Source organism: Isoptericola halotolerans (genome assembly GCF_045689585.1).
Classification (GTDB): domain Bacteria; phylum Actinomycetota; class Actinomycetes; order Actinomycetales; family Cellulomonadaceae; genus Isoptericola; species Isoptericola halotolerans_B.
Genome location: NZ_CP140108.1, coordinates 3,575,033 through 3,597,506 on the forward strand (window position 1 = coordinate 3,575,033; position 22,474 = coordinate 3,597,506).

Annotated in this window: 22 protein-coding genes; 3 read left to right on the forward strand and 19 right to left on the reverse strand. The window is 73.6% G+C overall.

What is annotated here, in order from left to right; genetic code table 11:
* Positions 1-167 precede the first annotated feature (167 nt).
* From UQW22_RS16820 to rimP, 3 genes are all read right to left on the reverse strand, one after another.
* Positions 168-380, reverse strand: a complete 213-nt coding sequence (locus UQW22_RS16820) for a YlxR family protein (protein WP_407318290.1) — start codon at positions 378-380, stop codon at positions 168-170.
* 161 nt (positions 381-541) lie between these two features.
* Positions 542-1,582, reverse strand: coding sequence for a transcription termination factor NusA (gene nusA / locus UQW22_RS16825; protein ID WP_407318291.1), 1,041 nt, complete (start codon positions 1,580-1,582; stop codon positions 542-544).
* A 2-nt stretch (positions 1,583-1,584) separates the two neighbouring features.
* On the reverse strand, positions 1,585-2,139 hold the full coding sequence (gene rimP / locus UQW22_RS16830; protein ID WP_407318293.1) for a ribosome maturation factor RimP: 555 nt from the start codon (positions 2,137-2,139) through the stop codon (positions 1,585-1,587).
* Between the two features lie 171 nt (positions 2,140-2,310).
* On the opposite strand from rimP, the gene UQW22_RS16835 reads away from it, so the two are divergent.
* Positions 2,311-3,501, forward strand: coding sequence for a DUF4439 domain-containing protein (locus UQW22_RS16835; RefSeq protein ID WP_407318295.1), 1,191 nt, complete (start codon positions 2,311-2,313; stop codon positions 3,499-3,501).
* Between the two features lie 64 nt (positions 3,502-3,565).
* On the opposite strand, the gene UQW22_RS16840 is transcribed toward UQW22_RS16835, so the two are convergent.
* Positions 3,566-5,431 (reverse strand): proline--tRNA ligase, encoded by a 1,866-nt coding sequence (locus UQW22_RS16840; protein WP_407318296.1) that lies wholly within the window; start codon positions 5,429-5,431, stop codon positions 3,566-3,568.
* Positions 5,432-5,480: 49 nt separating this feature from the next.
* Here UQW22_RS16840 and UQW22_RS16845 point away from each other — a divergent pair, with 49 nt between their 5' ends.
* Positions 5,481-6,395: a DNA-formamidopyrimidine glycosylase family protein gene (locus UQW22_RS16845; RefSeq protein WP_407318298.1), complete on the forward strand. Its 915-nt coding sequence runs from the start codon at positions 5,481-5,483 to the stop codon at positions 6,393-6,395.
* 40 nt (positions 6,396-6,435) lie between these two features.
* Here the strand turns inward: UQW22_RS16845 and UQW22_RS16850 are convergent, their stop codons facing one another.
* The 11 genes from UQW22_RS16850 to rpsB form a co-directional block, all read right to left on the reverse strand.
* On the reverse strand, positions 6,436-7,365 hold the full coding sequence (locus UQW22_RS16850; RefSeq protein ID WP_407318299.1) for a GNAT family N-acetyltransferase: 930 nt from the start codon (positions 7,363-7,365) through the stop codon (positions 6,436-6,438).
* A 34-nt stretch (positions 7,366-7,399) separates the two neighbouring features.
* Positions 7,400-8,563, reverse strand: coding sequence for a flavodoxin-dependent (E)-4-hydroxy-3-methylbut-2-enyl-diphosphate synthase (gene ispG, locus UQW22_RS16855; RefSeq protein ID WP_407318300.1), 1,164 nt, complete (start codon positions 8,561-8,563; stop codon positions 7,400-7,402).
* An 84-nt stretch (positions 8,564-8,647) separates the two neighbouring features.
* A complete protein-coding gene (locus UQW22_RS16860) occupies positions 8,648-9,913 on the reverse strand; it encodes a M50 family metallopeptidase (protein ID WP_407318301.1) in 1,266 nt (421 codons plus the stop codon).
* A 33-nt stretch (positions 9,914-9,946) separates the two neighbouring features.
* Positions 9,947-11,131, reverse strand: a complete 1,185-nt coding sequence (gene dxr / locus UQW22_RS16865; protein WP_407318302.1) for a 1-deoxy-D-xylulose-5-phosphate reductoisomerase — start codon at positions 11,129-11,131, stop codon at positions 9,947-9,949.
* A 28-nt stretch (positions 11,132-11,159) separates the two neighbouring features.
* Positions 11,160-11,714: a DivIVA domain-containing protein gene (locus UQW22_RS16870; protein ID WP_407318303.1), complete on the reverse strand. Its 555-nt coding sequence runs from the start codon at positions 11,712-11,714 to the stop codon at positions 11,160-11,162.
* Positions 11,711-12,805: a 23S rRNA (adenine(2503)-C(2))-methyltransferase RlmN gene (gene rlmN / locus UQW22_RS16875; protein ID WP_407320844.1), complete on the reverse strand. Its 1,095-nt coding sequence runs from the start codon at positions 12,803-12,805 to the stop codon at positions 11,711-11,713. The genes UQW22_RS16870 and rlmN overlap by 4 nt, the downstream gene beginning before the upstream one ends.
* A 104-nt stretch (positions 12,806-12,909) precedes the next feature.
* The gene (locus UQW22_RS16880; RefSeq protein WP_407318304.1) at positions 12,910-13,743 is read right to left on the reverse strand and encodes a phosphatidate cytidylyltransferase; all 834 of its coding nucleotides are present in this window, start codon (positions 13,741-13,743) and stop codon (positions 12,910-12,912) included.
* Complete coding sequence (frr, locus tag UQW22_RS16885) at positions 13,743-14,300, reverse strand: ribosome recycling factor (RefSeq protein WP_407318305.1); 558 nt, start codon at positions 14,298-14,300, stop codon at positions 13,743-13,745. Before frr ends, UQW22_RS16880 begins: the two co-directional genes overlap by 1 nt.
* A gap of 42 nt (positions 14,301-14,342) precedes the next feature.
* The gene (pyrH, locus tag UQW22_RS16890; protein WP_407318306.1) at positions 14,343-15,107 is read right to left on the reverse strand and encodes a UMP kinase; all 765 of its coding nucleotides are present in this window, start codon (positions 15,105-15,107) and stop codon (positions 14,343-14,345) included.
* A 169-nt stretch (positions 15,108-15,276) separates the two neighbouring features.
* A complete protein-coding gene (gene tsf, locus UQW22_RS16895; RefSeq protein WP_407318307.1) occupies positions 15,277-16,116 on the reverse strand; it encodes a translation elongation factor Ts in 840 nt (279 codons plus the stop codon).
* 75 nt (positions 16,117-16,191) lie between these two features.
* Complete coding sequence (gene rpsB, locus UQW22_RS16900; RefSeq protein ID WP_407318308.1) at positions 16,192-17,145, reverse strand: 30S ribosomal protein S2; 954 nt, start codon at positions 17,143-17,145, stop codon at positions 16,192-16,194.
* Between the two features lie 439 nt (positions 17,146-17,584).
* Between rpsB and UQW22_RS16905 the strand changes: the two genes are divergently transcribed.
* Positions 17,585-18,223 (forward strand): peptidoglycan DD-metalloendopeptidase family protein, encoded by a 639-nt coding sequence (locus UQW22_RS16905; RefSeq protein WP_407318309.1) that lies wholly within the window; start codon positions 17,585-17,587, stop codon positions 18,221-18,223.
* A 57-nt stretch (positions 18,224-18,280) separates the two neighbouring features.
* Here UQW22_RS16905 and UQW22_RS16910 read toward each other — a convergent pair whose 3' ends face one another.
* The 4 genes from UQW22_RS16910 to UQW22_RS16925 all read right to left on the reverse strand — a co-directional run bounded on the left by UQW22_RS16910 (position 18,281) and on the right by UQW22_RS16925 (position 22,425).
* Positions 18,281-19,225 carry a tyrosine recombinase XerC gene (locus UQW22_RS16910; protein WP_407318310.1) on the reverse strand — a complete coding sequence of 315 codons (945 nt, stop codon included), beginning with the start codon at positions 19,223-19,225 and terminating at the stop codon, positions 18,281-18,283.
* Between the two features lie 65 nt (positions 19,226-19,290).
* On the reverse strand, positions 19,291-20,538 hold the full coding sequence (gene dprA / locus UQW22_RS16915; protein WP_407318311.1) for a DNA-processing protein DprA: 1,248 nt from the start codon (positions 20,536-20,538) through the stop codon (positions 19,291-19,293).
* Positions 20,531-22,069: a YifB family Mg chelatase-like AAA ATPase gene (locus UQW22_RS16920; RefSeq protein ID WP_407318312.1), complete on the reverse strand. Its 1,539-nt coding sequence runs from the start codon at positions 22,067-22,069 to the stop codon at positions 20,531-20,533. Before UQW22_RS16920 ends, dprA begins: the two co-directional genes overlap by 8 nt.
* On the reverse strand, positions 22,069-22,425 hold the full coding sequence (locus UQW22_RS16925; protein WP_407318313.1) for a YraN family protein: 357 nt from the start codon (positions 22,423-22,425) through the stop codon (positions 22,069-22,071). Before UQW22_RS16925 ends, UQW22_RS16920 begins: the two co-directional genes overlap by 1 nt.
* Between the last annotated feature and the right edge of the window lie 49 nt (positions 22,426-22,474).

Below are 22,474 nucleotides of genomic sequence, written 5' to 3' on the forward strand. Positions count from 1 at the left end.
CCCACCGAGACAGGCAGGACCGTCGTTAGTACCGAGTACTCATCGCTGGGGACTCATCGGGTGCCCATCGGCTTCTGACCCGCTTCCTTGTCGATGTACGCGTGGTGCGGCCGGACGAGGACGTCCGGTCGTGTCGTGGGCGGCACCGACGGTGCCGCCCAGGGGGTTCAACGGTCCTGCTGCTCCAGATATGCCCGGACGCCCGCCAGGTCGAGCGGGCCGGCGACACGCAGTGCGCGCGGCACGGCCCGCCGTCGGACGGCGAGATCCAGGCAGGCGAGGTCCGGATGGATCCAGGCTCCTCGCCCCGGCAGGTTCCCACGGGGGTCCACGACCACCTGGGGCTCGCCCGCAGGTGCGCCGTCGGCCACCGCGATCACGAGCCGCAGGAGGTCCGACCGCAGGTCACGGGCCCGGCACCCGACACAGCTACGCACCGGTCCCGCCGACGGGGGCGGGGTGGGGCGCGAGCGTGCCGAGTACTGGGCGCGTGGCCCGGTCCCTGTCAGTCTAACGTGACTGCTCACGGCTCTCGACCAGCTCAGGTGTCCCCGCCCGGCACGGCCTCGGTGACGGGCCGGGTGGTCTCCTCGTCCGACCGGATGTCGATCCGCCACCCCGTCAGCTTCGCGGCAAGCCGGGCGTTCTGCCCTTCCTTGCCGATGGCGAGGGACAGCTGGTAGTCGGGGACGACGGCGCGCGCGGCCCGCGCGTCCGCGTCCACGACCGTGACAGAGCTCACACGGGCCGGCGACAGGGCGTTGGCCACGAAGCGGGCGGGGTCGTCGTGGTGGTCGACCAGGTCGATCTTCTCGCCGTGCAGCTCGGCCATCACCGCCCGCACCCGCGAACCCATCGGCCCGATGCAGGCGCCCTTGGCGTTGAGCCCGGCCACCCGCGAACGCACCGCCACCTTCGTGCGGTGCCCCGCCTCACGCGCGACGGCGGTGATCTCCACCGACCCGTCGGCGATCTCCGGCACCTCCAGCTCGAAGAGCTTCCGCACGAGCCCGGGGTGCGTACGGCTCAGCGTGACCTGCGCACCCTTCATGCCGCGCGAGACCTCCACGACGTACCCTCGCAGCCGCTCGCCGTGGGAGTAGTCCTCGCCGGGGACCTGCTCGTGCGGGGGCAGGACCGCCTCCGTGCCGCCCAGGTCGACCAGGACGACCCGGGGGTCCCGGCCCTGCTGGATGACCCCCGCGAGCACCTCGCCCTCCTTGCCGCGGAACATGCCCAGGACCTGGTCGTCCTCGGCGTCGCGCAGGCGCTGGACGATCACCTGGCGCGCCGTCGCGGTGGCGATGCGACCGAAGTTGGCCGGCGTGTCGTCGAACTCGGGACCGAGCTCGACCAGGTCACGGCCCTCCGGGTCCTCGGGGTCCGGGGTCCGGATCTCCTCGCGGGCGAAGACCGTCACGTGCCCCGACCGGCGGTCGAGCTCGACCCGGGCGTTCTGGTACGCGTCCGGCGTCCGGTGGTAGGCGGACAGCAGCGCCTGCTCGATGGCCTCGACCAGGACGTCCAGGCTGATCTCCTTCTCGCGCTCCAACAGCCTCAGCGTGCTCATGTCGATGTCCATCGTCAGCCCTCCTGACCGTGGCGGGCGGAGCCCGCGTCGTCGTCACCGTGGCGGGCAGAGCCCGCCTCGTCGTCCTCGAGCCGCTTCAGCTCGACCTCGACCTTGCCCTCGCGCACCCGCGACAGCGCGACCTGCGTCCCGTCGTCGAGCACGAGCACCTCGCCTTCCGGCCCGTCGACCACGTCGACCAGCCGAGCCGTCGTCGTCCCGCCGTCCACGAGGTCGAGGGCGACCCGACGCGTCCGCGCGCGGCGGAAGTGCCGGGGCTCCGTCAGCGGGCGCGACACCCCGGGAGTCGACACCTCGAGGGTGTACTGACCACGGACCACGTCGGCGTCGTCGAGGGCGGCCGAGACGGCTCTGGAGGCGTCGCCGAGCCGGTCCGAGTCGAGGCTGCCGACCTGGTCCTCGGGCAGGTCGAGGATGACCCGCACCGTCGACCGGCTGCCCGCGCGCGCCACCCGCACGTCCTCCAGGTGCAGCCCGGCCGACTCGACGACCGGCGCGACCACCGACCGGACACGCTCGTCCGAGGTATGGCTCCGCTCTGCTGGCATGGATGCCTCCCGTGGGTTCTCCCGCGCCGGGACGTCCCGCGGCCGGTGTGTCGTTGTGCGTCGTGCGTGGTGCGTCGTCCAGCGTAACGAACGCCGCACCGCTCGCGTGCCGAACGACCCGCGCGGGCGGGTGGAGGAACGTCACACCGTGACATGGCAAGATCAGGCACGATGGAACCGCATCCTGTCCCTGCCCCGGTCATCCGACGTCGCTGCCGGGCCGTCGTCGTCGGCGTGGTCGCCGTCGCGTTGCTGGCAGGGTGCGGGCTGCGGCTGGAGACGCCCCCGCCCGCCGAGCCGGTCCCGGACACCGTCGAGATCGTGCGCCGGACCGCCGTGTCCGACGCCCTCTACGTCGCCGAGCAGGCCGAGGCCGCCGTCGAGGGGCTCGACGGCCGGCGGCCGAGGCTCAGCGACGAGCTCGGACGGGTCGCCGCGGAGTCCCGCGTGCAGGCCGAGGAGCTCGGGGGCGAGTACGACTCCGGCCTGGAGCCGGAGGAGGGCCCGGAGGGATCGCCGGAGGCCTCGCCGAGCGAGGAGCAGGTCTCCCCGCAGGACGTCGTCGTGGCCCTCGTCGACGCCTCGGGTCGCAGCCGCACCGCCGCCGGCACGACGATCGACGGCCCCCTGGCACGACTGCTCGCCTCCGTCGGTGCCGCGCAGGCGGTCTCGGCACGGCGGGTCGTGGACTACACCGACGGCGACCTGCCCGCGCCGGTCGTCCCGGTGGTCCCCGCACCGGACGCCGTCGCCGACGGCGGAGGCGAGGACGACGCCGACGGCACGGAGGGCGTCGACGACCCACCGGCCGACGACGCCGGGTCCGCACTGTCGCTGCTCGCCGCCCCCGCCGAGGAGGACCCGTCGCAGGAGCCCGCCGACGACGAGGCCGAGGAGGACGGCGTCTCGAGCACCGTCCCCGACTCCGACGAACCGGCCGTCATCCCCCGCGGGCTCACTGCCGCCGACCTGCGCACGCTCGTCGAGTCGGAGGACTCGGCCGGCTACGCGCTCCGGCTCCGGGCCGCCCTCGCCTCCGGCGACCTGCGCGAGCGCCTGGTCGACCGTGCCGACCAGCACGAGGCCCGCGGCGAGGCCTGGGCGCTCGTGGCGGGGACGAGCCGTACGGACCAGGACCCCCGGCAGGTCGCCTACGCCGTGCCTCGCGGACCCGGCGACGCCGCCCTGGTGCGGTCGGTGGAGGAGAGCCTGGCCACCGGCTACGCCACGCTGATCGGCACCACCGCCCCGGACACCCGCGCGGTCCTCGTGGACCTCCTCGTCGAGTCGGCGATCACGCGCGACGCGTGGGGCGCCGAGCCGGTGCCGTTCCCCGGCCTGCCCGAGCAGCTGAAGGACTGAGGCCCGGCGGCCGGCGCCGCCGGACCGAGGTCGCGGCCACCGAGCGGGCGGGCGGCGAGCAGCCCTACCCGGCCAGGAGCCCCTCGACCCGGTCGACCACCGTCGTCACGACGTCGTCCACGGGCACCTGCACGGCCTCACCGCTGCGCGGGCGGACCTCGACGACGCCGTCGGCCAGCCCCCGACCGACCACCACCAGCAGCGGGACGCCGAACAGCTCGGCGTCCTTGAACTTCACGCCGGGCGACACCTTCGGCCGGTCGTCGTAGAGGACCTCCACGCCCTGGTCCGCCAGCGCCTCGGCCAGGCCGGCGGCGGCCTCGAACACCTCGGCGCCCTTGCCGGTCGCGACGACGTGCACGTGGGCGGGCGCGACCTGGGCCGGCCAGGCAAGACCCCGGTCGTCGTGGTGCGCCTCGGCGAGCGCGGCGAGCACGCGCGTGACCCCGATCCCGTACGAGCCCATGGTCACGGTGGTCTGCTTGCCGTGCGGGTCGAGCACGTTCAGCCCCAGGGCCTCGGCGTACTTGCGGCCCAGCTGGAAGATGTGGCCGATCTCGATGCCGCGGGCCAGCTCGAGCGGTCCCGACCCGTCCGGCGCAGGGTCGCCCACGCGCACCTCCGCGGCCTCGATCGTGCCGTCGGCGGTGAAGTCGCGGCCGGCCACGAGGTCGAAGACGTGCCTGCCCTGCTCGTTCGCGCCGGTGATCCACCGGGTGCCCGGGACCACGCGCGGGTCGAGGAGGTAGCGGATCGCCGGACGGGTCGGTGCGGCGTCACCGGTCGGGCCGGCGGCGACGGACTCGTCGAGGACCTGCTTGCCCTGCGGACCCAGCACGCCCGGTCCGATGTAGCCCTTGACCAGCTCGGGGTGCGCGGCGAAGTCGGCGTCCGTCGCCGGTTCTGCCTCGGCGGGCGCGAGGGCAGCCTCCAGGCGCTTGACGTCGACGTCCCGGTCGCCGGGCACACCCACGACCAGGAGCTCGCGGGTCCCGTCGGGCCGCGTCGCGGCCAGCACGACGTTCTTCAGCGTGTCGGCCGCCGTCCAGGGCCGGTCCGGCCGCGGGTGCTTCGCGTTGGCGACCTCGACCAGCGTGGCGATCGTCGGCGTGTCCGGTGTGTCCTCGACGTGCGCGGCCGGGGCGTCGTCGTACGGCAGGTCGGCGGGCACGGGGGTCACGACAGCCTCCACGTTGGCGGCGTAGCCACCTGCGGACCTCACGAACGTGTCCTCGCCGATGGGCGACGGCGAGAGGAACTCCTCCGAGCGGGACCCGCCCATGGCGCCGGACGTCGCCGACACGATGACGTGGTCGAGCCCCAGGCGGTCGAAGATGCGCTGGTAGGCCCCGCGCTGACGCTCGTACGCCGCGGCCAGCCCCTCGTCGTCGATGTCGAACGAGTACGCGTCCTTCATGATGAACTCGCGGCCGCGGATCAGCCCCGCCCGGGGCCGCGCCTCGTCGCGGTACTTCGTCTGGACCTGGTACAGCGCCAGCGGGAGGTCCTTGTACGAGGAGTACAGGTCCTTGACGAGGAGGGTGAACATCTCCTCGTGCGTCGGGGCGAGCAGGTAGTCCGCCTGCTTGCGGTCCTGCAGCCGGAACAGGTTCGGACCGTACTCGCTCCACCGGCCGGTCGCCTCGTACGGCTCGCGCGGCAGCAGCGCCGGGAAGTGCACCTCCTGCGCGCCGATCGCGTCCATCTCCTCGCGGACGACGGCCTCGACCTTCGCGAGGACGCGCAGGCCCAGCGGCAGCCAGGAGTACACGCCGGGAGCGGCCCGGCGGATGTAGCCGGCCCGCACGAGCAGCCGGTGGCTCGCCACCTCGGCGTCGGCCGGGTCCTCGCGCAGGGTGCGGACGAACAGGGAGGAGAGCCTCAGCAGGTCACCGCGGCGAGCGGCGGTGCGGGCGGACACGATCGACATGCGGCCCAGCCTAGCGGCGCGCACGGGGTGCTTCGGCGACACTGGGTGCATGCCCGAGCTGCCCGAGGTCGAGGCGCTGACCCGGTTCCTCGACGACCGGACGTCCGGCCGCACCCTGGTGGCGGCCGACGTCGCGGCGATCGCCGCGCTCAAGACGCACGACCCACCCGTGCCGGACCTGGTCGGCGGCACGGTGCGCCGGGTCGACCGGCACGGCAAGTGGGTGGACCTCGCCGTGGCGGTGGACGACGGCAGGCCGGGCGCCGGCGAGCACACCGTGCTCCACCTGGTGTTCCACCTGGCCCGCGGCGGGTGGGTGCGCCGGCACGACTCCGCGCCCACCACGCCGGTGCGGCCACGGATGGGTGGCTCGTCCCGGGGCGCGGCGCTCGCGCTGCGGCTGCGGTTCGACGACGGCTCCGGCATCGACCTCACCGAGGCGGGCACCCGCAAACGGCTCGCGGTCCACGTGGTCCGCGACCCCCTCGACGTCGAGCAGGTACGCACCCTCGGCGTCGACCCGCTGTCGCCGGAGTTCACCTCTTCCGCGCTCGCCGAGCTCATGGGCGCGCGGAACCAGCAGGTCAAGGGCCTGCTGCGAGACCAGCACGCGATCGCCGGCATCGGCAACGCGTACTCCGACGAGATCCTGCACGTCGCGGGCGTGTCGCCCTTCCGGCTCACCCGGTCGTTCTCGGACGACGACGTCGCGGCGCTGCACGACGCCGTCGTGACCACGTTGCACGACGCGGTGGCCGCCGCCGTGGGCCGGCCCGCGACCCAGCTCAAGGACGCCAAGCGGGCGCAGATGCGCGTGCACGGCCGCACCGGCGACGCCTGCCCGGCGTGCGGCGACGTCGTGCGCGAGGTGAGCTTCGCGGACAGCTCGCTGCAGTACTGCGCGAGCTGCCAGACCGACGGTCAGGTGCTGGCCGACCGACGCACCTCGAAGTTCCTGCGCTGACGCCGAGCGGGTGCACCGGCGTCCGCCGACCCGGGCGCGCTCAGAACAGGACCGTCGAGAAGGTGCCGACCCGTTCGAAGCCGACGCGGCGGTACGCGGCCAGCGCAGGAGCGTTGTACGAGTTGACGTACAGCGAGACCGTCGGGGCGACGTCACGTCGTGTCAGCGCGACGACGGCGGCCATCCCCGCGACCGAGAGCCCTTCGCCACGGCGACGCGGGTCGACCCACACGCCCTGCACCTGGGCGACGCCACCGGCGACCGCACCGAGCTCGGCCTTGAACTCCACCGACGGCCCGGCGTCGTCCGTGCTCGGCGCGACGCGGACGTAGGAGCGCCCGTCGGCGATGAGCGACCGGACGCGCGCCGTGTACGCCGCTCCCCCGCCGGAGACCGGCGAGTAGCCCACCTCCTCGGTGAACATCCGCACGCAGGCCGGCAGGACGAGGCCGAGCTCGTCGGAGCGCGACCTGCGTACGGACGGGTCGGGTTCGACGTCCGGATCGCGGTCGATCGCCATCGAGGGCTGGTCCACCCGCACCTCCCGCGGCGCCGGCCAGGTCCGCGACAGCAGCTCCCACAACCGCTCCACGACCCCCCGGTCCCCCACGATCGAGCTGGAGCGTCGGCCCCGGGTACGGGCCGTCGCCGCGAAGGCCTCGACCGCTTCCGCGGCCGCCTCCCGTCCCAGCCCGGCCGGCACGACGGGAACCAGGTTCGCACCGGCCCAGCACACCGCCACCGGCGCTCCGGACGCCGGGTATCCCCAGAGCTCGCCCCCGGCCGCGGCGAGGCCCGCACGGTCGGCGACGTCGACCCGAGCCGCGGCGAGCACGGAGGCGACGGGCTCGGCGGCGCACACGCGACGGGCGGCGGCGAGGTCTGCCGGACCGAGCAGGCGGGCCGTCGGACCGCGGCGGCCGACGGGCGACGTGGCACGAGCGTCCCGCAACGCCGGTCGCCAGCCCATCGCCCTGCCTCCTTCGCCCGTGCTCGACGACGCGTCAGGACACCGACACGACCGGTGCGCCGGCCTGCGCGTCGTTCTCGGGTGCCGGCATCGACTCCGCGATGCGCATGGCCTCCTCGATGAGCGTCTCGACGATCATCGCCTCGGGGACGGTCTTGATGACCTCGCCCTTGACGAAGATCTGGCCCTTGCCGTTGCCGGAGGCGACGCCGAGGTCGGCCTCGCGAGCCTCCCCCGGACCGTTGACCACGCAGCCCATGACGGCGACCCGCAGCGGGACCTCCATGCCCTCGAGGCCCGCGGTGACCTTCTCGGCGAGCGTGTAGACGTCGACCTGCGCGCGTCCGCACGACGGGCACGACACGATCTCGAGCTTGCGCGGCCGCAGGTTGAGCGCCTGGAGGATCTGCGCACCGACCTTGACCTCTTCCACCGGCGGCGCCGAGAGCGAGACCCGGATCGTGTCGCCGATCCCCTGGCTGAGCAGGGCGCCGAAGGCCGTCGCCGACTTGATCGTGCCCTGGAACGCCGGCCCGGCCTCGGTGACACCGAGGTGCAGCGGCCAGTCCCCCGCCTGGGAGAGCAGCTCGTAGGCACGCACCATCACCACGGGGTCGTTGTGCTTGACCGAGATCTTGAAGTCGTGGAAGTCGTGCTCCTCGAACAGGCTGGCCTCCCAGACCGCCGACTCGACCAGCGCCTCCGGCGTCGGCTTGCCGTACTTCTCGAGCAGCCGCTTGTCGAGCGAGCCGGCGTTGACGCCGATGCGCAGCGAGGTGCCGTGGTCCTTCGCGGCCTGCGCGATCTCCTTGACCTGGTCGTCGAACTTCTTGATGTTGCCCGGGTTGACCCGGACCGCCGCACATCCCGCCTCGATCGCCGCGAACACGTACTTCGGCTGGAAGTGGATGTCCGCGATGACGGGGATCTGGGACTTCTTGGCGATGATCGGCAGCGCGTCGGCGTCGTCCTGCGTCGGGCAGGCGACGCGGACGATGTCGCAACCGGCCGCCGTCAGCTCGGCGATCTGCTGGAGCGTGCCGTTGATGTCCGTCGTCTTCGTCGTCGTCATCGACTGGACGCTGACGGGCGCGTCACCGCCGACCTCGACCTTGCCCACCCGGATCTTCCGGGTCTTGCGGCGCGGGGCGAGCACGGGGGCGGGAGCGGCAGGGATGCCGAGGTTCACTGCAGTCACCTGCCCAGTATCGCGCGTCCCGGGGTGTGGTTCGCACGCGGGAGAGGGACCTCACCCCGTCCGGCCCGGGGCGTCACACGAACTTCACAGCAGCCGGACGGGATCCACCACGTCCGCGACCATGAGCACGGCACCGACGCCGATGAGCACCACGAAGACGACGTAGGCCACCGGCATCATCCTGGCGACGTCGGCCGGGCCGGGCAGCACCCGGCCGCGGACGCGGGCCACCGTCCGGCGGGCGCCCTCGTACAGGGCGTTGACGACGTGGCCGCCGTCCAGCGGCAGCAGCGGGATCAGGTTGAACATGAACAGAGCGATGTTCAGCGCCGCGAGCAGGCTCAGCATGAGCTGCACGCGGGCCAGCACGGAGTAGTCCTCCGCGCCGGCGGCGTCCACCGCGACCCGACCGACCCCGACCACCGACATCACGGAGTCCTGGGCGCGCGGCTCGTCGGTGAAGGCCTGGTAGGCCGCGTCGTAGATGCGCACCGGGAGCGTCGCGATCGCATGCGCGGTGCCGGAGACCTGCATCCACACCGCCTCGGGAACGCTGGAGACGGGCAGCGGCTGCCGCTCGACGCTCGAGGACACCCCCAGCAGCGCGCCGTCGACGAGGACCGGTTCGCCGTCGTCGTCCGTCACGGGGTAGCCCTCGTCGTCGGTGAGCGGCCGCTCCGCCGGGGTGGGTGTCACCGGCAGCGTGAGCTCCGCACCGTCGCGCAGCACCGTGAGCGGGACCTCCTCGCCCGCGGAGTCGTTGACCATCCCGACGAGCTGCGGCCACGCCTCGACCGGCACGCCGTCGAACGCCACGACCTCGTCACCGGCCTGCACGCCGGCCGTGGCGGCCGCCGAGTCCTCCCCGACGTCCGCGACCGTCGTCGTCGCCGCCGGCATGCCGATGCCGAGGAACACCACGGCCAGCAGCACCACGGCGATGACGAGGTTCATCACCGGCCCCCCGAGCATCACCACCAGCTTCTTGGGCGTCGAGAGGTGGTAGAAGGCGCGGTGCTCCTCCCCCGGCCGGATCTCGCTGACGCTGGCGTCGCGGGCGTCGGCCACGATGCGGGCGAAGAAGCCGTCGCGGCTGCGCGTGCCCGGTCGGGCCGGCGGCATCATGCCGACCAGGCGGACGAACCCGCCCAACGGGATCGCCTTCAGCCCGTACTCGGTCTCCCCCTTCTTCCGCGACCAGAGGGTGGGACCGAAGCCGACCATGTACTCGCTCACGCGCACGCCGAACCTCTTGGCCGGCACCATGTGCCCGACCTCGTGCAGGGCGATCGAGACGAGGATGCCGAGCACGATGACGACGATGCCGACGACGACGGGAAGGATGTCCACACCAGCAGGGTAGGCGACGAGCCTGGGAACCGGTCAGCGCCGGGCGAGCAGCTCGTCCGCGCGGGCGCGGGCCCAGCGCTCCACGTCCTCGACGCCCGCGAGCGTCACGGCCGCCGGGGCGACGCCGTCGTGCTCGCCCAGCACTCGCTCCACCGTGTCCACGATGTCGGTGAAGCCGACCCGACCGCTCAGGAACGCCGCGACGCCCTGCTCGTTGGCCGCGTTGTAGACCGCCGGGTGGGTACCCGACGCCGCGGCCGCTGCCCGCGCCAGCCGCACGGCAGGGAAGGTGGCGTCATCGAGCGGCTCGAAGGTCCAGCTGGCCGCCTGCGTCCAGTCGCAGGACGGGCTGACGGCGTCGAGCCGGTCGGGCCAGGACAGCCCCAGCGCGATGGGCAGCCGCATGTCCGGCGGCGATGCCTGGGCGATCGTGGAGCCGTCGCGGAACTCGACCATGGAGTGCACCACCGACTGCGGGTGCACCACCACGGTGATGTCCTCCGTCGGCACGTCGAACAACAGGTGCGCCTCGATGAGCTCGAGCCCCTTGTTCATCAGGCTCGCGGAGTTGACGGTGACGACCGGGCCCATCGCCCACGTGGGGTGGGCCAGCGCCTGCTCGGCGGTGACCGCCTTGATCTCGTCACGGCTGCGGCCGCGGAACGGGCCGCCCGAGGCGGTGAGGATCAGCCGACGGACCTCGCTGTGGTCAGGTCCGTGCGTACCGCCCCGCAGCGCCTGGGCGATCGCCGAGTGCTCGGAGTCGACCGGCACGATCTGCCCCGGACGGGCGGCGGCCCTGACCAGCGGCCCCCCGACGACGAGGGACTCCTTGTTCGCGAGCGCGAGCGTCGATCCCGCCTCCAGCGCGGCCAGCGTGGGCCGCAGGCCCACCGAGCCCGTGATGCCGTTGAGCACGACGTCGCTCCCGCGGCCGGCCAGCTCGGTCGCCGCATCCGGACCCGCGAGGACCTCGACGTCCCGGGCACGGTCCCCGAGACGGTCGGTCAGGGCCGCCCGCAGGTCCCCGGCGCGCGTCGCGTCCGCGACGGCGACCGCCCGCACCTCGAGGAGGGCAGCCTGGTCGGCCAGCGCCGCGACGTCCGAGCCCCCCGCGCTGAGCGCCTCGACCCGGAACCGCCCCGGATGGGACCGGACGACGTCGATCGCCTGTGTGCCGATGGAGCCGGTGGACCCGAGCAGGGTGACTGAGCGCATGGGCGACATCATCCCGCACCGCCCGGGGTCACTCGACGCCGAGCAGCACCTCGATCGCCCGGGCGAGGAACTTGTCCACCGAGGCCTCGGCGTAGGCGTCCGCACCCTTGGCCCGGCCGAAGGTTGCCGATCGCACGTCGGCCGCCGTCAACGGCTCCTGACGGTCGAAGTACCCCACCAGCCGGTCGCACAGGGCGTCCACGTCGTCGATGTCATAGCCCTGCTGGCCACGCTCGGCCGGCGCGAACTTCGCGCCGTCGGGGCGCCCGAGCCGGCCGTAGAGGGTGCGGGCACGCTCGGCCAGCGCCCCCATCCACGCCTCCTGCCCGTGCTGGTTGACGAAGTCGGCCCGCTGGCGGGCGATGAAGGCGCCCTCCAACCGGTCGAGCGCGGCATCCACCTCGTGGGTGTTGTACCCGCCCCGGACCAGCTCGAACGTCGACGTCGCGATGTCGGCGTTCGTCATCGGTTCGGGTGTCCGACCCTCGTACGCCTGACGGGCGTGGTCGAAGAACTCGTCGACCTCGTCCGGGTCGTACCCCGAACGCATCTTCGAGACGGTGGAAAAGAGGGTGCTGCTCACTCGTCGTCCTCCTCGGCGGCCAGCTGCCCGCAGGCGCCGTCGATGTCGCTCCCGCGGGTGTCACGGATCGTGGTGGGGATCCCGTGCCCGCGCAATCGTGCCACGAACTCGTCCTCGACGGAACGCTCGCTCGCGGTCCAGATGGAGCCGGGCGTCGGGTTGAGCGGGATCGGGTTGACGTGCACCCAGCCCTTGCCGCGCGCGTTGAGCTTCTCGCCGAGCAGGTCGGCACGCCACGCGTGGTCGTTCATGTCCTTGATCAGGGCGTACTCGATGGAGACCCGACGACCCGTCACCTCGAAGTACCGGCGGGCCGTGTCGAGCGTCTCGTCCACGCTCCACCGGGTGTTGATCGGCACCAGCTCCGAACGGAGGTCGTCGTCCGGGGCGTGCAGGCTCAGGGCCAGCGTGACCGGGATACCCTCGTCCGTGAGCCTCCGCATCGCGGGAACGAGACCGACCGTCGAGACCGTCACGTTGCGGGCCGACATGCCCAGGCCCTGCGGTGCCGGCGCCACGAGCGCGCGGACCGTCTCGATGACCGCCTTGTAGTTCGCCAGCGGCTCGCCCATGCCCATGAACACCAGGTTGTTCAGGCGGGCCGGCCCGCCCGGGATCTCCCCGCGGTCCAGCGACCGGAAGGCCGCCCGCACCTGCTCCAGGATCTCCGCGGTGGACAGGTTGCGCGTCAGACCGAGCTGACCGGTGGCGCAGAACGGGCAGGCCATCCCGCAGCCGGCCTGCGAGGACACGCACAACGTCGTCCGGTTCGGGTAGCGCATCAGCACCGACTCGACCTTCGCGTCGTCGAACAGGTGCCAGAGCGTCTTGACCGTCGTGCCGCCGTCGGCCTCCATGCGCCGGGTGGGACGGATCAGCGGCGGGAACATGGTCGTGGCGAGCGACTCACGGGTCGCCTTCGGCAGGTCCGTCATCTCGGCGGGGTCCGAGGTGAAGTGCGTGAAGTAGTGCGCCGCGAGCTGCTTCGCGCGGAACGGCTTCTCGCCCATCTCCACCACGGAGGCGACCCGCTCGTCCGGGGTCAGGTCCGCGAAGTGCTTCGGCGGCTTGCCCCGGCGCTTGGGCGCCATCTGCAGCGGCAGGGGCTTCGTCTCGTCCGACGGCCGGACGGCGGGGACGCCGAGCGCGGTCGCGGTGCGGGCAGGGGATGTGGCCATGACGGTTCCTTCGGGGCTCAGACGGTCGCCTGCAGGACGAGATAGACGAACGGCGCGGTGACGACGAGCGAGTCGAGTCGGTCCAGCACGCCCCCGTGGCCCGGGAGCAGCGAACCCATGTCCTTCAAGTCTAGGTCCCGCTTGATGAGGGACTCGGCCAGGTCGCCGGCGGTCGCCGTCACCGCGGTGAGCACGCCGAGGCCCGCACCGACCCACCACGGGGCGTCCAGGACGAACAGGGCACCCGCGACGCCCACGACGACGGCGAGCACGACCGACCCGCCGAGGCCCTCCCAGCTCTTCTTCGGACTCACCGACGGGGCCAGCGGGTGGCGGCCGAAGAGCACACCCGCGACGTATCCGCCGACGTCGTTCGCCACGGCCAGCAGCACGAACAGCACCACGCGCAGCTCGCCGTCGGGCTCGTCGAGGATGAGGAGCACGAAACCCGCCAGGAACGGCAGGTAGGTCGCCGCGAACACCCCTGCGGCGGCGTCGCGCAGCGCCCGCGGCCCCGAACCGTCCAGGACCCGCCAGACGACGACGGCACCCACCGTCAGCACGAAGGCCACCAGCAGCGCCTCCGCGCCCGCGGCGTAGGCCGACACCGCCATCCCCGCACCGCCGACCAGCAGCGGCGTCAGCGGGATGACGATGTCGCGCCGCGCGAACGCCGTCCGCAGCTCCCACAGGGCGGCGCTCTGCGCCACGACGACGAACGCGACGAACGGTTCCGGCCGGAACCACAGCGACGCCCCCAGGGCCACGAGCAGACCGACACCGACCGCGACGGCCGCCGGGAGGTTGCGCCCGGCGCGGGACGGACCGCGCTGCGCGTCGACGGGTGACATCAGACCTCGAGCAGCTCGCTCTCCTTGCCGGCGAGGAGCTGGTCCACGAGGTCGACGTGCTTCTTCGTCAACGACTCGAGCTCCTTCTCGGCCCGGGCGCCCTCGTCCTCACCGACGTCGCCGTCCTTGACGAGCCGATCGATCTGCTCCTTGGCCTTGCGCCGCACGCCGCGCACCGAGATCCGGGCGTCCTCCGCCTTGGTCTTGGCGAGCTTCACGTAGTCGCGGCGGCGCTCCTCGGTCAGCGTCGGCATGATGATGCGGATCGCGTTGCCGTCGTTCGAGGGGTTGACCCCGAGGTCCGACTCGCGCAGCGCCTTCTCGATCGCCGCCATCGACCCCTTGTCGAACGGAGAGATCAGCACGGTGCGTGCGTCCGGGATGTTGAAGGAGGCGAGCTGCTGCAGCGGCGTGGGCGCCCCGTAGTAGTCCACCTCGATCGAGGAGAACATCCCGGCGTTCGCCCGGCCCGTGCGGATGCCGGCGAACTGCTCCTTGGCGAACTCGATCGCCGTGTCCATCTTCTCCTCGGCCTCGAGGAGGGTGTCGTCGATCACCCGGTGCTCCTTGTTCGTGTGGTGTGGCTTCGTCAGGACGTCTCAGCGGGTCGTGACCGAGGTCCCGATCTGGTCGCCGAGCAGTGCACGGGTCACGTTACCGGTCTCCTCGAGCCCGAAGACGCGCATCCGCACGTCGTTGTCCCGGCACAGCGACAGGGCGGTGGCGTCCATGACGTTCAGCCCACGCACCAGGGCGTCGGTGTAGGTGAGGTGCTCGAGCCGCTCCGCGCCGGGGTCGGTACGCGGGTCGGCGGTGTAGACCCCGTCCACACCGTTCTTGCCCATTAGCACCTCGTCGCAGTGGGTCTCGAGCGCACGCTGCACGGAGACGGTGTCGGTCGAGAAGTACGGCATGCCGGCGCCCGCGCCGAAGATGACCACGCGGCCCTTCTCCAGGTGACGGATCGCACGCAGGGGGATGTACGGCTCGGCGACCTGACCCATCGTGATGGCGGTCTGCACGCGGGTCTTGACGCCGTCCTGCTCGAGGAAGTCCTGCAGCGCCAGGCAGTTCATGACCGTGCCCAGCATCCCCATGTAGTCGGCCCGCGCCCGGTCCAGGCCGGCACGCGAGAGCTCCGCACCGCGGAAGAAGTTGCCGCCGCCGACGACGATCGCCACCTGGACACCCTGGCGGACGGCGTCGCCGATCTCCTGGGCGACGCGACGCACGACACCGGTCTCCAGTCCGACGTTCCCCCCGCCGAAGGTCTCCCCCGACAGCTTGAGCAGCACCCGCCGGGTACCGGACTCCTTGAGCGGGACCTCGGTCTGGACACGCTGGTTCTGGTCGATCTGGGTCATGCCACCGTCCGTCTCTCTGCATGGCCCGGGCGTCCGCCCGGGTCCGGTCTCCTCGCGCATCCTGGCACCGGATGCACCCGCCCGCTCTCCCGGCCGTCTCGCACGGGACCGTGAGCGAGCATGCGACGGCCCGGCCGCACCACGGAGGTACGGCCGGGCCGAGGGCGCGTCAGTTGCCGACGCGGAAGCGGACGAAGCCCTGCAGCTCGCCACCGGTGGCGGCGACGTGCTTGGCGACCGTCGTCTTCGGGTCCTTCGCGAGCGGCTGGTCCAGCAGGACGACCTCCTTGAAGAAGCCGTTCAGCCGGCCCTCGACGATCTTGGGCAGCGCCGCCTCGGGCTTGCCCTCGTTCTTCGAGGTCTCGAGCGCGATCTCGCGCTCCTTGGCGACCGTGTCGGCCGGGACGTCGTCGCGCGTCAGGAACTTCGGCGCGATGGCGGCGACGTGCTGGGCGACGTCCTTCGCGACGGGCTCGGCGGCCTCGTCGGTGACCACGAGGACACCGATCGACGGCGGCAGGTCCTTGGCGGTCTTGTGGAGGTACGCCGTCACCTTCGGGCCCTCGGCACGCGCGACGCGGCGCAGGACGATCTTCTCGCCCATGGTCGCGCCCTGGGCGGCGACGAGGTCGGCGACCGTCCCGCCCTCGGCAGGCGCGGCGAGCGCGGCGTCGAGGTCGGCCGCCCCGGCCGCGGCGGCGGCCTCGAGCACGGCGTCGGCCAGCGCGATGAACTGGTCGTTCTTGGCGACGAAGTCCGTCTCGGAGTTGAGCTCGATCATCGTGGCGGTCTGGCCGGCGTCGCCGTCGGCGACCTTCACGGCGACGAGGCCCTCGGAGGTCGCGTTGCCCTCACGCTTGGCCGCGCGGGCGAGGCCCTTCTTGCGGATGATCTCGACGGCCTTGTCGGTGTTGCCGTCGGCCTCGTCGAGCGCCTTCTTGACGTCGAGCATGCCGGCACCGGTGCGCTCGCGCAGGGCCTTGATGTCAGCGGCGGTGTAGTTCGCCATGGGGGGATGTCCTCCGTGCTGGTGTCGGTGTGGTGGACCGGCGGGCCGGGCGTCGAGCGCCCGGCCCGCCGCCGATCACTCGGACTTCTCGGTCTTGGCCTCGGCCTCGGGCTCGGCCACGGCGGTGGCCTCGGCGGCCGGGGCCGCGTCGGCGCCCGGCGCGACGGCGTCCTCGGCACCGGAGGCGCCCTCGGTCGCAGCGGCGTCCGGAGCCTGCTCGGCAGCCTCCACGGCGTCCTCGGCCTTCTCCGCCTCGGCCTCGGCGCCGGCGAGGAGCTCGCGCTCCCACTCGGCCAGCGGCTCGGCCTCGGCCGCGGGGGCGTCGCCCTTCTTGCCGGAGGCGCGCTGCATCAGACCCTCGGCGGCGGCGTCGGCGACCACGCGGGTGAGCAGCGTGACGGAGCGGATCGCGTCGTCGTTGCCCGGGATGGCGTAGTCGACCATGTCGGGGTCGCAGTTCGTGTCGAGGATCGCCACGATGGGGATGCCCAGCTTGCGGGCCTCGTCGACGGCGAGGTGCTCCTTGTTGGTGTCCACGATCCACACGGCCGACGGCGTCTTGGCCATGTCGCGGATGCCACCGAGCGTGCGGGCGAGCTTGTCCTTCTCGCGGCGCAGGACGAGCAGCTCCTTCTTCGTCAGGGACGAGGAGGCGACGTCGGCGAAGTCGATCTCCTCGAGCTCCTTGAGGCGCTGGAGACGCTTGTGCACGGTGGTGAAGTTGGTGAGCATGCCACCGAGCCAGCGGTGGTTGACGTACGGCATGCCGACGCGGGCGGCCTGCTCGGCGACCGGCTCCTGCGCCTGCTTCTTCGTGCCGACGAACAGGATGGTGCCGCCGTGGGCGACGGTCTCCTTGACGAACTCGTAGGCGCGGTCGATGTACGACAGCGACTGCTGCAGGTCGACGATGTAGATGCCGTTGCGCTCGGTGAAGATGAACCGCTTCATCTTCGGGTTCCAACGGCGGGTCTGGTGCCCGAAGTGGACACCGCTCTCGAGGAGCTGGCGCATGGTCACGACGGCCATGACTGGTCCTTTCGCCGCGCGGGCACGGGATCCTCCCGGCGTCCGCGCGCATCAGGCGACCGCGCGCGGGGCGGGCGGTCGCAGTGCTTCGGTTGTCGGCGACGGGCATCTGACCCGGCACCCCTGACGTCACGCCGAGCCGGCACCGTCACCCCGCAGGGGCGTACGGACCGCTGCCGGTTCGACCGCACCCTCGACCACCGGTCAGGCTCGCGAGGGCGCGTCCGTGACGCGCGATGTCGACCACGCCCGACGCCTGGCCGGGCACCAGCAGGTGACAGGTCCGGGCAGACAGGGGTGGTCGCAGAGGTGAGTCTACCCGACGGGGGGCCGCGGTGCGGCCACCGAGCACCAGCCTCGATCGCCGGCGGTCGTCAGCGGTCGAGGCGGTCGTCTCGGCGGTCGAGCGTCGGTCGTCGGCGCGGCGACGGACGCCTCGGTGGTCGTCCACCGCGCCTCGCCGTCCACGGCCCGGCCGACGCGCGGCGTCGTGCCCGGTGACCGCTGCCACGGTGGGGCGATGCTCTCGCACCCCAGCCCCCGCACGCCGCGGCGTCCGGTCGGCCCGGCCCTCGCGACGGCCGTGAGCACCCTCCTCGTCACGACGGCCCTGGTCCTCACGGGAGCCGGCGCGGGCCGCGCACTCGACGTCTCCCGGGACGCGTCCTGGCACGCCCCCGTCGGCGGCGCGGTCGTGCGAGCGTTCGACCCGCCGGCCCAGCCCTGGTTGCCCGGGCACCGAGGTGTCGATCTCACCGCGCCGCCGGGCACGCCGGTCACGGCCCCGGCCGCCGGGACGGTGACCTTCGCCGGTCCGGTCGGGGGGAAGCCGGTCGTCGTCGTGTCCCACGGCAGCCTCCGTTCGACCCTCGAACCGGTCGAGGCCTGGAGGACGGTCGGCGACCGGGTGGCGCGTGGCGACGTGGTAGGGGTGACGACCGACGACACCGTGACGCACCACTGCGTCGCGACCGCCTGCCTCCACTGGGGTGTCCGCCGCGGCGAGGCGTACCTGGACCCCCTCGTCCTGCTCGGTCGCGCGGTGCCCGTGGTGCTGCTGCCGCAGTCTGCGGGATGACCGACGGGACCAGCACGACCGGACCAGCAGGACCGGGGCGGCCGGGCGGTCTCGCCCTCAGGCCCGCGGGAACGCCTGCCGGAAGACCTTCTGCAGCCGTTCGGCGTCCACGTGGGTGTACCGCTGGGTCGTGCCCAGGTCCGCGTGCCCCAGGACCTCCTGCACCGAGCGCAGGTCGGACCCGCCCGCCAGCAGGTGGGTGGCCGCCGAGTGCCGCAGCGCGTGCGGGGCCACGTCGTCGACCCCGGCTCCCGCCGCCAACCGGTGCACGGACTCACGCGCCTGACGCTGCCCCCACCGCCCGCCGCGGTCGCCCAGCAACAGCGCTGCCGGGGAGTCGGCCCGGTCCAGCTCCGGCCTCCCCTCGGCGAGCCACAGCTCCACGGCACGGGCCGCGGGAACCCCGAACGGCACGACCCGCTCCTTGCCGCCCTTGCCGAGCACGCGGAGGAGCCGTTCCCGGGCGTCCACGTCCCGCACGTCGCAGGCGACGAGCTCGCCCACGCGCACGCCCGAGCCGTACAGCAGCTCGGCGGCGGCCCAGACCCGCAGCGCGCCGGGACGTCGCGGCGGGTCCGACTCGTCGGCCTGCTGCCGCGCGGTGTCGAGCAACCGGCCCGCAGCCTCCGCCGTGAGCACGGTCGGCAACGATCGCGGGACGCGTGGGCTGGCGAGCCGGACGGAGGGGTCGGAGCCGATCAGCCCCTCACGGTGCGCCCACCGCAGGAAGGCCCGCGCGGCGGCGCTCCGGCGCGCGAGCGTCGCCCGTGACAGCCCTCGGTCCGCCTGCGTCCCGAGCCAGGCTCGCAGCACTCCCAGGTCGACGCCCGCGAGATCGGTCGTCCCGTGGCGCACCGCGTGCCGCAACAGCCCGGTGGCGTCGGCGCGGTAGGCACGCCGGGTGTGCGCCGAGTGGCCACGCCGTGCGGCCAGGTACCGCGTGAAGCCGTCCACCGCGTCGGCGAGCGCGGCGGGGAGCGGCGGGACGTCCGGGCTGGTCATCTCCCTCAGTCTGCCGCGTCACGAGAGGACGACTGCGCAGGTGACGCGGCGTTTCGCTGCTCGGCTCAGCCCGGTGCGCCCCGCCACCGGGCGCCGTCACGACGGGCGAGCCGGCGCCGCTCCAGCCCACCGAGCACTCCCACGACCTGCCGGGGCGGCAGCCCTGCGGTCCTCGCCAGCGCGTCGACCGTCGCTGCGGCGCGCGCCGGCAACGCGTCCAGCACCAGCAGCTCGTCCGGGCCGAGGCCACTGCGCGGGTCGAAGTCTCCCGCGTCGGCATCGGACCGCGCGGGCACCGCATCGGGGCCGATCTCGCCCGCCAGCTCGGCGATCTCGCCCGCATCGGCGACGCACACCGCCGCGCCGTCACGGAGCAGCCCGTGGCAGCCCGCGGAGGCCATCGAGGTCACCGGCCCGGGGACCGCACCGACCGGCCGCAGGAGCTCGGCGGCACGCCGCGCCGTGGACAGGGCGCCCGAGCGTCGGGCGGCCTCGACCACCACCGTGGCACCGGTGGTCGCCGCGATCAGGCGGTTGCGGGACAGGAAGCGCTGACGGAACGGTGCCGAGCCCGGCGGTACCTCGCTGACCACCGCGCTGCCCCGGTCGATGACGCGGCGCAGCAGGGCGTCGTTGCCCTGCGGGTAGAACCGGTCGACCCCGCCGGCGAGCACGGCGGTCGTCACGCCCCCGGCCGCCAGCGCACCGCGGTGCGCGGCCGCGTCGATCCCGTAGGCCCCTCCGGACACCACGACGAAGCCGCGATCGACGAGCCCGGACGCGAGCTCCTCGGCGACCCGCTCGCCGTACGAGGTCGAGGCACGGGCTCCGACGAGCGCCACCGATCGCGTCGACGTGAGCGCGGGCTCCGGGTCTCCTCGCACCCACAGGGCGAACGGCGCGGCCGCGCCCAGGTCGGTCAGGGCGACCGGCCACCGGGCGTCCGAGGGCGTCAGCAGCACCCCGCCGCAGCGGTCCAGCACGCGCAGCTCCCGCCGCGGGTCGAGGCTCGCCAACCGCTGCGACCAGCGCCCCACGGCGTCGGCGAGCCGCCGCAGCGTGCTCTGCCGGACGACGGCCTGGAGACGCCCGAGCTCCTCGCCGCGCATCGCCCGAGCGGGTTCCGAGGCGGCCTCCACGAGCCAGGCGAGGGCACCAGGAGCACCCAGGTGCGCCACCAGGGCGCCGGCCACCGTGTCCCCCGGCTCCGCCAGCCGGCTCCACGCCGCGGCCGCCAGCCGGGGGTCGTCGACGTCGAAGCGGAGGCGGACGGGTCGGCGCGGCGGGTCGACGTCGAAGAGTCCGTCAACCACGACGTTCCCCCGTCCGGAAGAGCATGGCGGCGTCCACGTCGGTCGTCGTCGGGACCTCTCGCCCGTCGAGGTCCGCCACGGTCCACGCGACCCGCAGCAGCCGGTCGGCCCCGCGCATCGACAGGTCGCCCGCGTCGATCTGCCGCTCGACCTGCGCCAGCACACCCGGCTGGCCGCGCAGGCGTTCACGCAGCCACGGTCCGGGCAGCTCGACGTTGGTGCTCCAGCGGGTCCCGGCCCACCGCTCCCGGGCCGCGGCCCGCGCCCGGCGCACGCGCTCGGCCACGGCTGCGCTCGACTCGCCCTTGCCCCCGAGCACCCGTTCGGCCCGGGTCAGCCCGGCCAGGTGGACCTGCAGGTCCACCCGGTCCAGCAGCGGGCCGGACAGGCGGCCCACGTAGCGCCGGCGGGCCACCGGGGTGCACGTGCACTCCAGCCCGGCGTTCGTGCTCGCCATCCCGCACGGGCACGGGTTCGCGGCGAGCACGAGCTGGAACCGGGCCGGGTAGCGGGTCGCCCCGCCGGTGCGGTGCAGGACGAGCTCGCCGGCCTCCAGGGGCTGGCGCAACGTCTGCAGCACCCGGGGGGCGAACTCCGGCGCCTCGTCCAGGAAGAGGACCCCACGGTGCGCCCGGGACACGGCGCCTGGCCGCGCGAGGCCGGTACCACCGCCCACGATCGCGCTCGGGGTGGCGGTGTGGTGCGGGTCCTCGAACGGCGGCCGCCGCAGCAGCCCTCCCCCGGGGTCGAACGTCCCGGCGACCGAGTGCACGCCCGTCACCTCCACGGCCTCGGCCTCCGTGAGGTCGGGCAGGATGCCCGGCAACCGCGCCGCGAGCATCGTCTTGCCCGCTCCCGGAGGGCCGATCATCAGCAGGTGGTGGCCGCCCGCGGCGGCCACCTCCAACGCCATGCGGGCCTCGCTCTGCCCGACGACGTCCAGCAGGTCACCCACCGGCCGCCGAGCGACCACCGTCGTCGTGCGCGGCACCGCCACGACGGCGCCGCCGCCCTTCAGCTCGCCCCCGTGGAGACGCACGACGTCGCCGAGGTGGGTCGCCTCGTGCACGGTGGCGCCGGGGACGAGGCGGGCCTCGGCCGCGTCGGCGGCCGAGACCACGACGTCGGTGCACCCGCCGGCGACGGCCGAAGCGACGGCAGGGAGCACCCCGCGGACCGGCTGGAGGCGGCCGTCCAGCCCGAGCTCGGCAAGGTGCACCACCCGGTCGAGACCCTGGTGCGGCACCACCCCAGCACCGGCCAGCACGGCGACCGCCACCGCCAGGTCGAATCCCGTGCCCGACTTCCGCAAGGAGGCGGGCGACAGGTTCACGGTGATCTTGCGCTGCGGCCAGGCCACCCCGCTCGAGAGCACCGCGGCCCGGACACGGTCGCGCGACTCCGCCAGGGCGGCGTCCGGCAGGCCCACCAGCGTGAACCCTGGCACCGACGCCGCGAGCTGGGCCTGGACCTCGACGACGTGGCCCTCCATCCCGCTGAGCGCGACCGCGGCCGTCGTTCCCAGCCCCATCAGACGACCCCCTCCAGGTGCTCCACCCGGGCCGCGCCGGAGCGTGGCACGACGACCGCGACGACGTCGATGCGAACCTCGCGCCGTGGCACGGCATGGGTGTGCAACCACTCGCCGGTCAGCCGCCTGATCCGTGCCAGCTTGGCGCGGGTCACCGCCTCGGCCGGATGGCCGAACGCCTCTCCCCGCCGAGTCTTGACCTCGACGACCACGAGCGTGCCGCCCCGGCGGGCCACGAGGTCCAGCTCGCCGCGCGTCCCTCGCCAGTTGCGGTCGAGCACCTCGTACCCGCGATCGCTCAGGTAGCGCGTCGCCACCCGTTCTCCGTATCGCCCGACGGCGTCCTTGGCCTGCACGGAACCACCTCCGCGCCCAGACTGTGGGCCGCCGCGGCGCCCGGTCCAC

Bases quoted from the DNA above. Each gene is read 5' to 3' on its own strand.
- nusA (WP_407318291.1), bottom strand. From the start codon at position 1,582: ATGGACATCGACATGAGCACGCTGAGGCTGTTGGAGCGCGAGAAGGAG.
- rimP (WP_407318293.1), bottom strand. From the start codon at position 2,139: ATGCCAGCAGAGCGGAGCCATACCTCGGACGAGCGTGTCCGGTCGGTG.
- UQW22_RS16835 (WP_407318295.1), top strand. From the start codon at position 2,311: ATGGAACCGCATCCTGTCCCTGCCCCGGTCATCCGACGTCGCTGCCGG.
- UQW22_RS16840 (WP_407318296.1), bottom strand. From the start codon at position 5,431: ATGTCGATCGTGTCCGCCCGCACCGCCGCTCGCCGCGGTGACCTGCTG.
- UQW22_RS16845 (WP_407318298.1), top strand. From the start codon at position 5,481: ATGCCCGAGCTGCCCGAGGTCGAGGCGCTGACCCGGTTCCTCGACGAC.
- UQW22_RS16850 (WP_407318299.1), bottom strand. From the start codon at position 7,365: ATGGGCTGGCGACCGGCGTTGCGGGACGCTCGTGCCACGTCGCCCGTC.
- dxr (WP_407318302.1), bottom strand. From the start codon at position 11,131: ATGCGCTCAGTCACCCTGCTCGGGTCCACCGGCTCCATCGGCACACAG.
- rlmN (WP_407320844.1), bottom strand. From the start codon at position 12,805: ATGGCGCCCAAGCGCCGGGGCAAGCCGCCGAAGCACTTCGCGGACCTG.
- UQW22_RS16880 (WP_407318304.1), bottom strand. From the start codon at position 13,743: ATGTCACCCGTCGACGCGCAGCGCGGTCCGTCCCGCGCCGGGCGCAAC.
- pyrH (WP_407318306.1), bottom strand. From the start codon at position 15,107: ATGACCCAGATCGACCAGAACCAGCGTGTCCAGACCGAGGTCCCGCTC.
- tsf (WP_407318307.1), bottom strand. From the start codon at position 16,116: ATGGCGAACTACACCGCCGCTGACATCAAGGCCCTGCGCGAGCGCACC.
- rpsB (WP_407318308.1), bottom strand. From the start codon at position 17,145: ATGGCCGTCGTGACCATGCGCCAGCTCCTCGAGAGCGGTGTCCACTTC.
- UQW22_RS16910 (WP_407318310.1), bottom strand. From the start codon at position 19,225: ATGACCAGCCCGGACGTCCCGCCGCTCCCCGCCGCGCTCGCCGACGCG.
- UQW22_RS16920 (WP_407318312.1), bottom strand. From the start codon at position 22,069: ATGGGGCTGGGAACGACGGCCGCGGTCGCGCTCAGCGGGATGGAGGGC.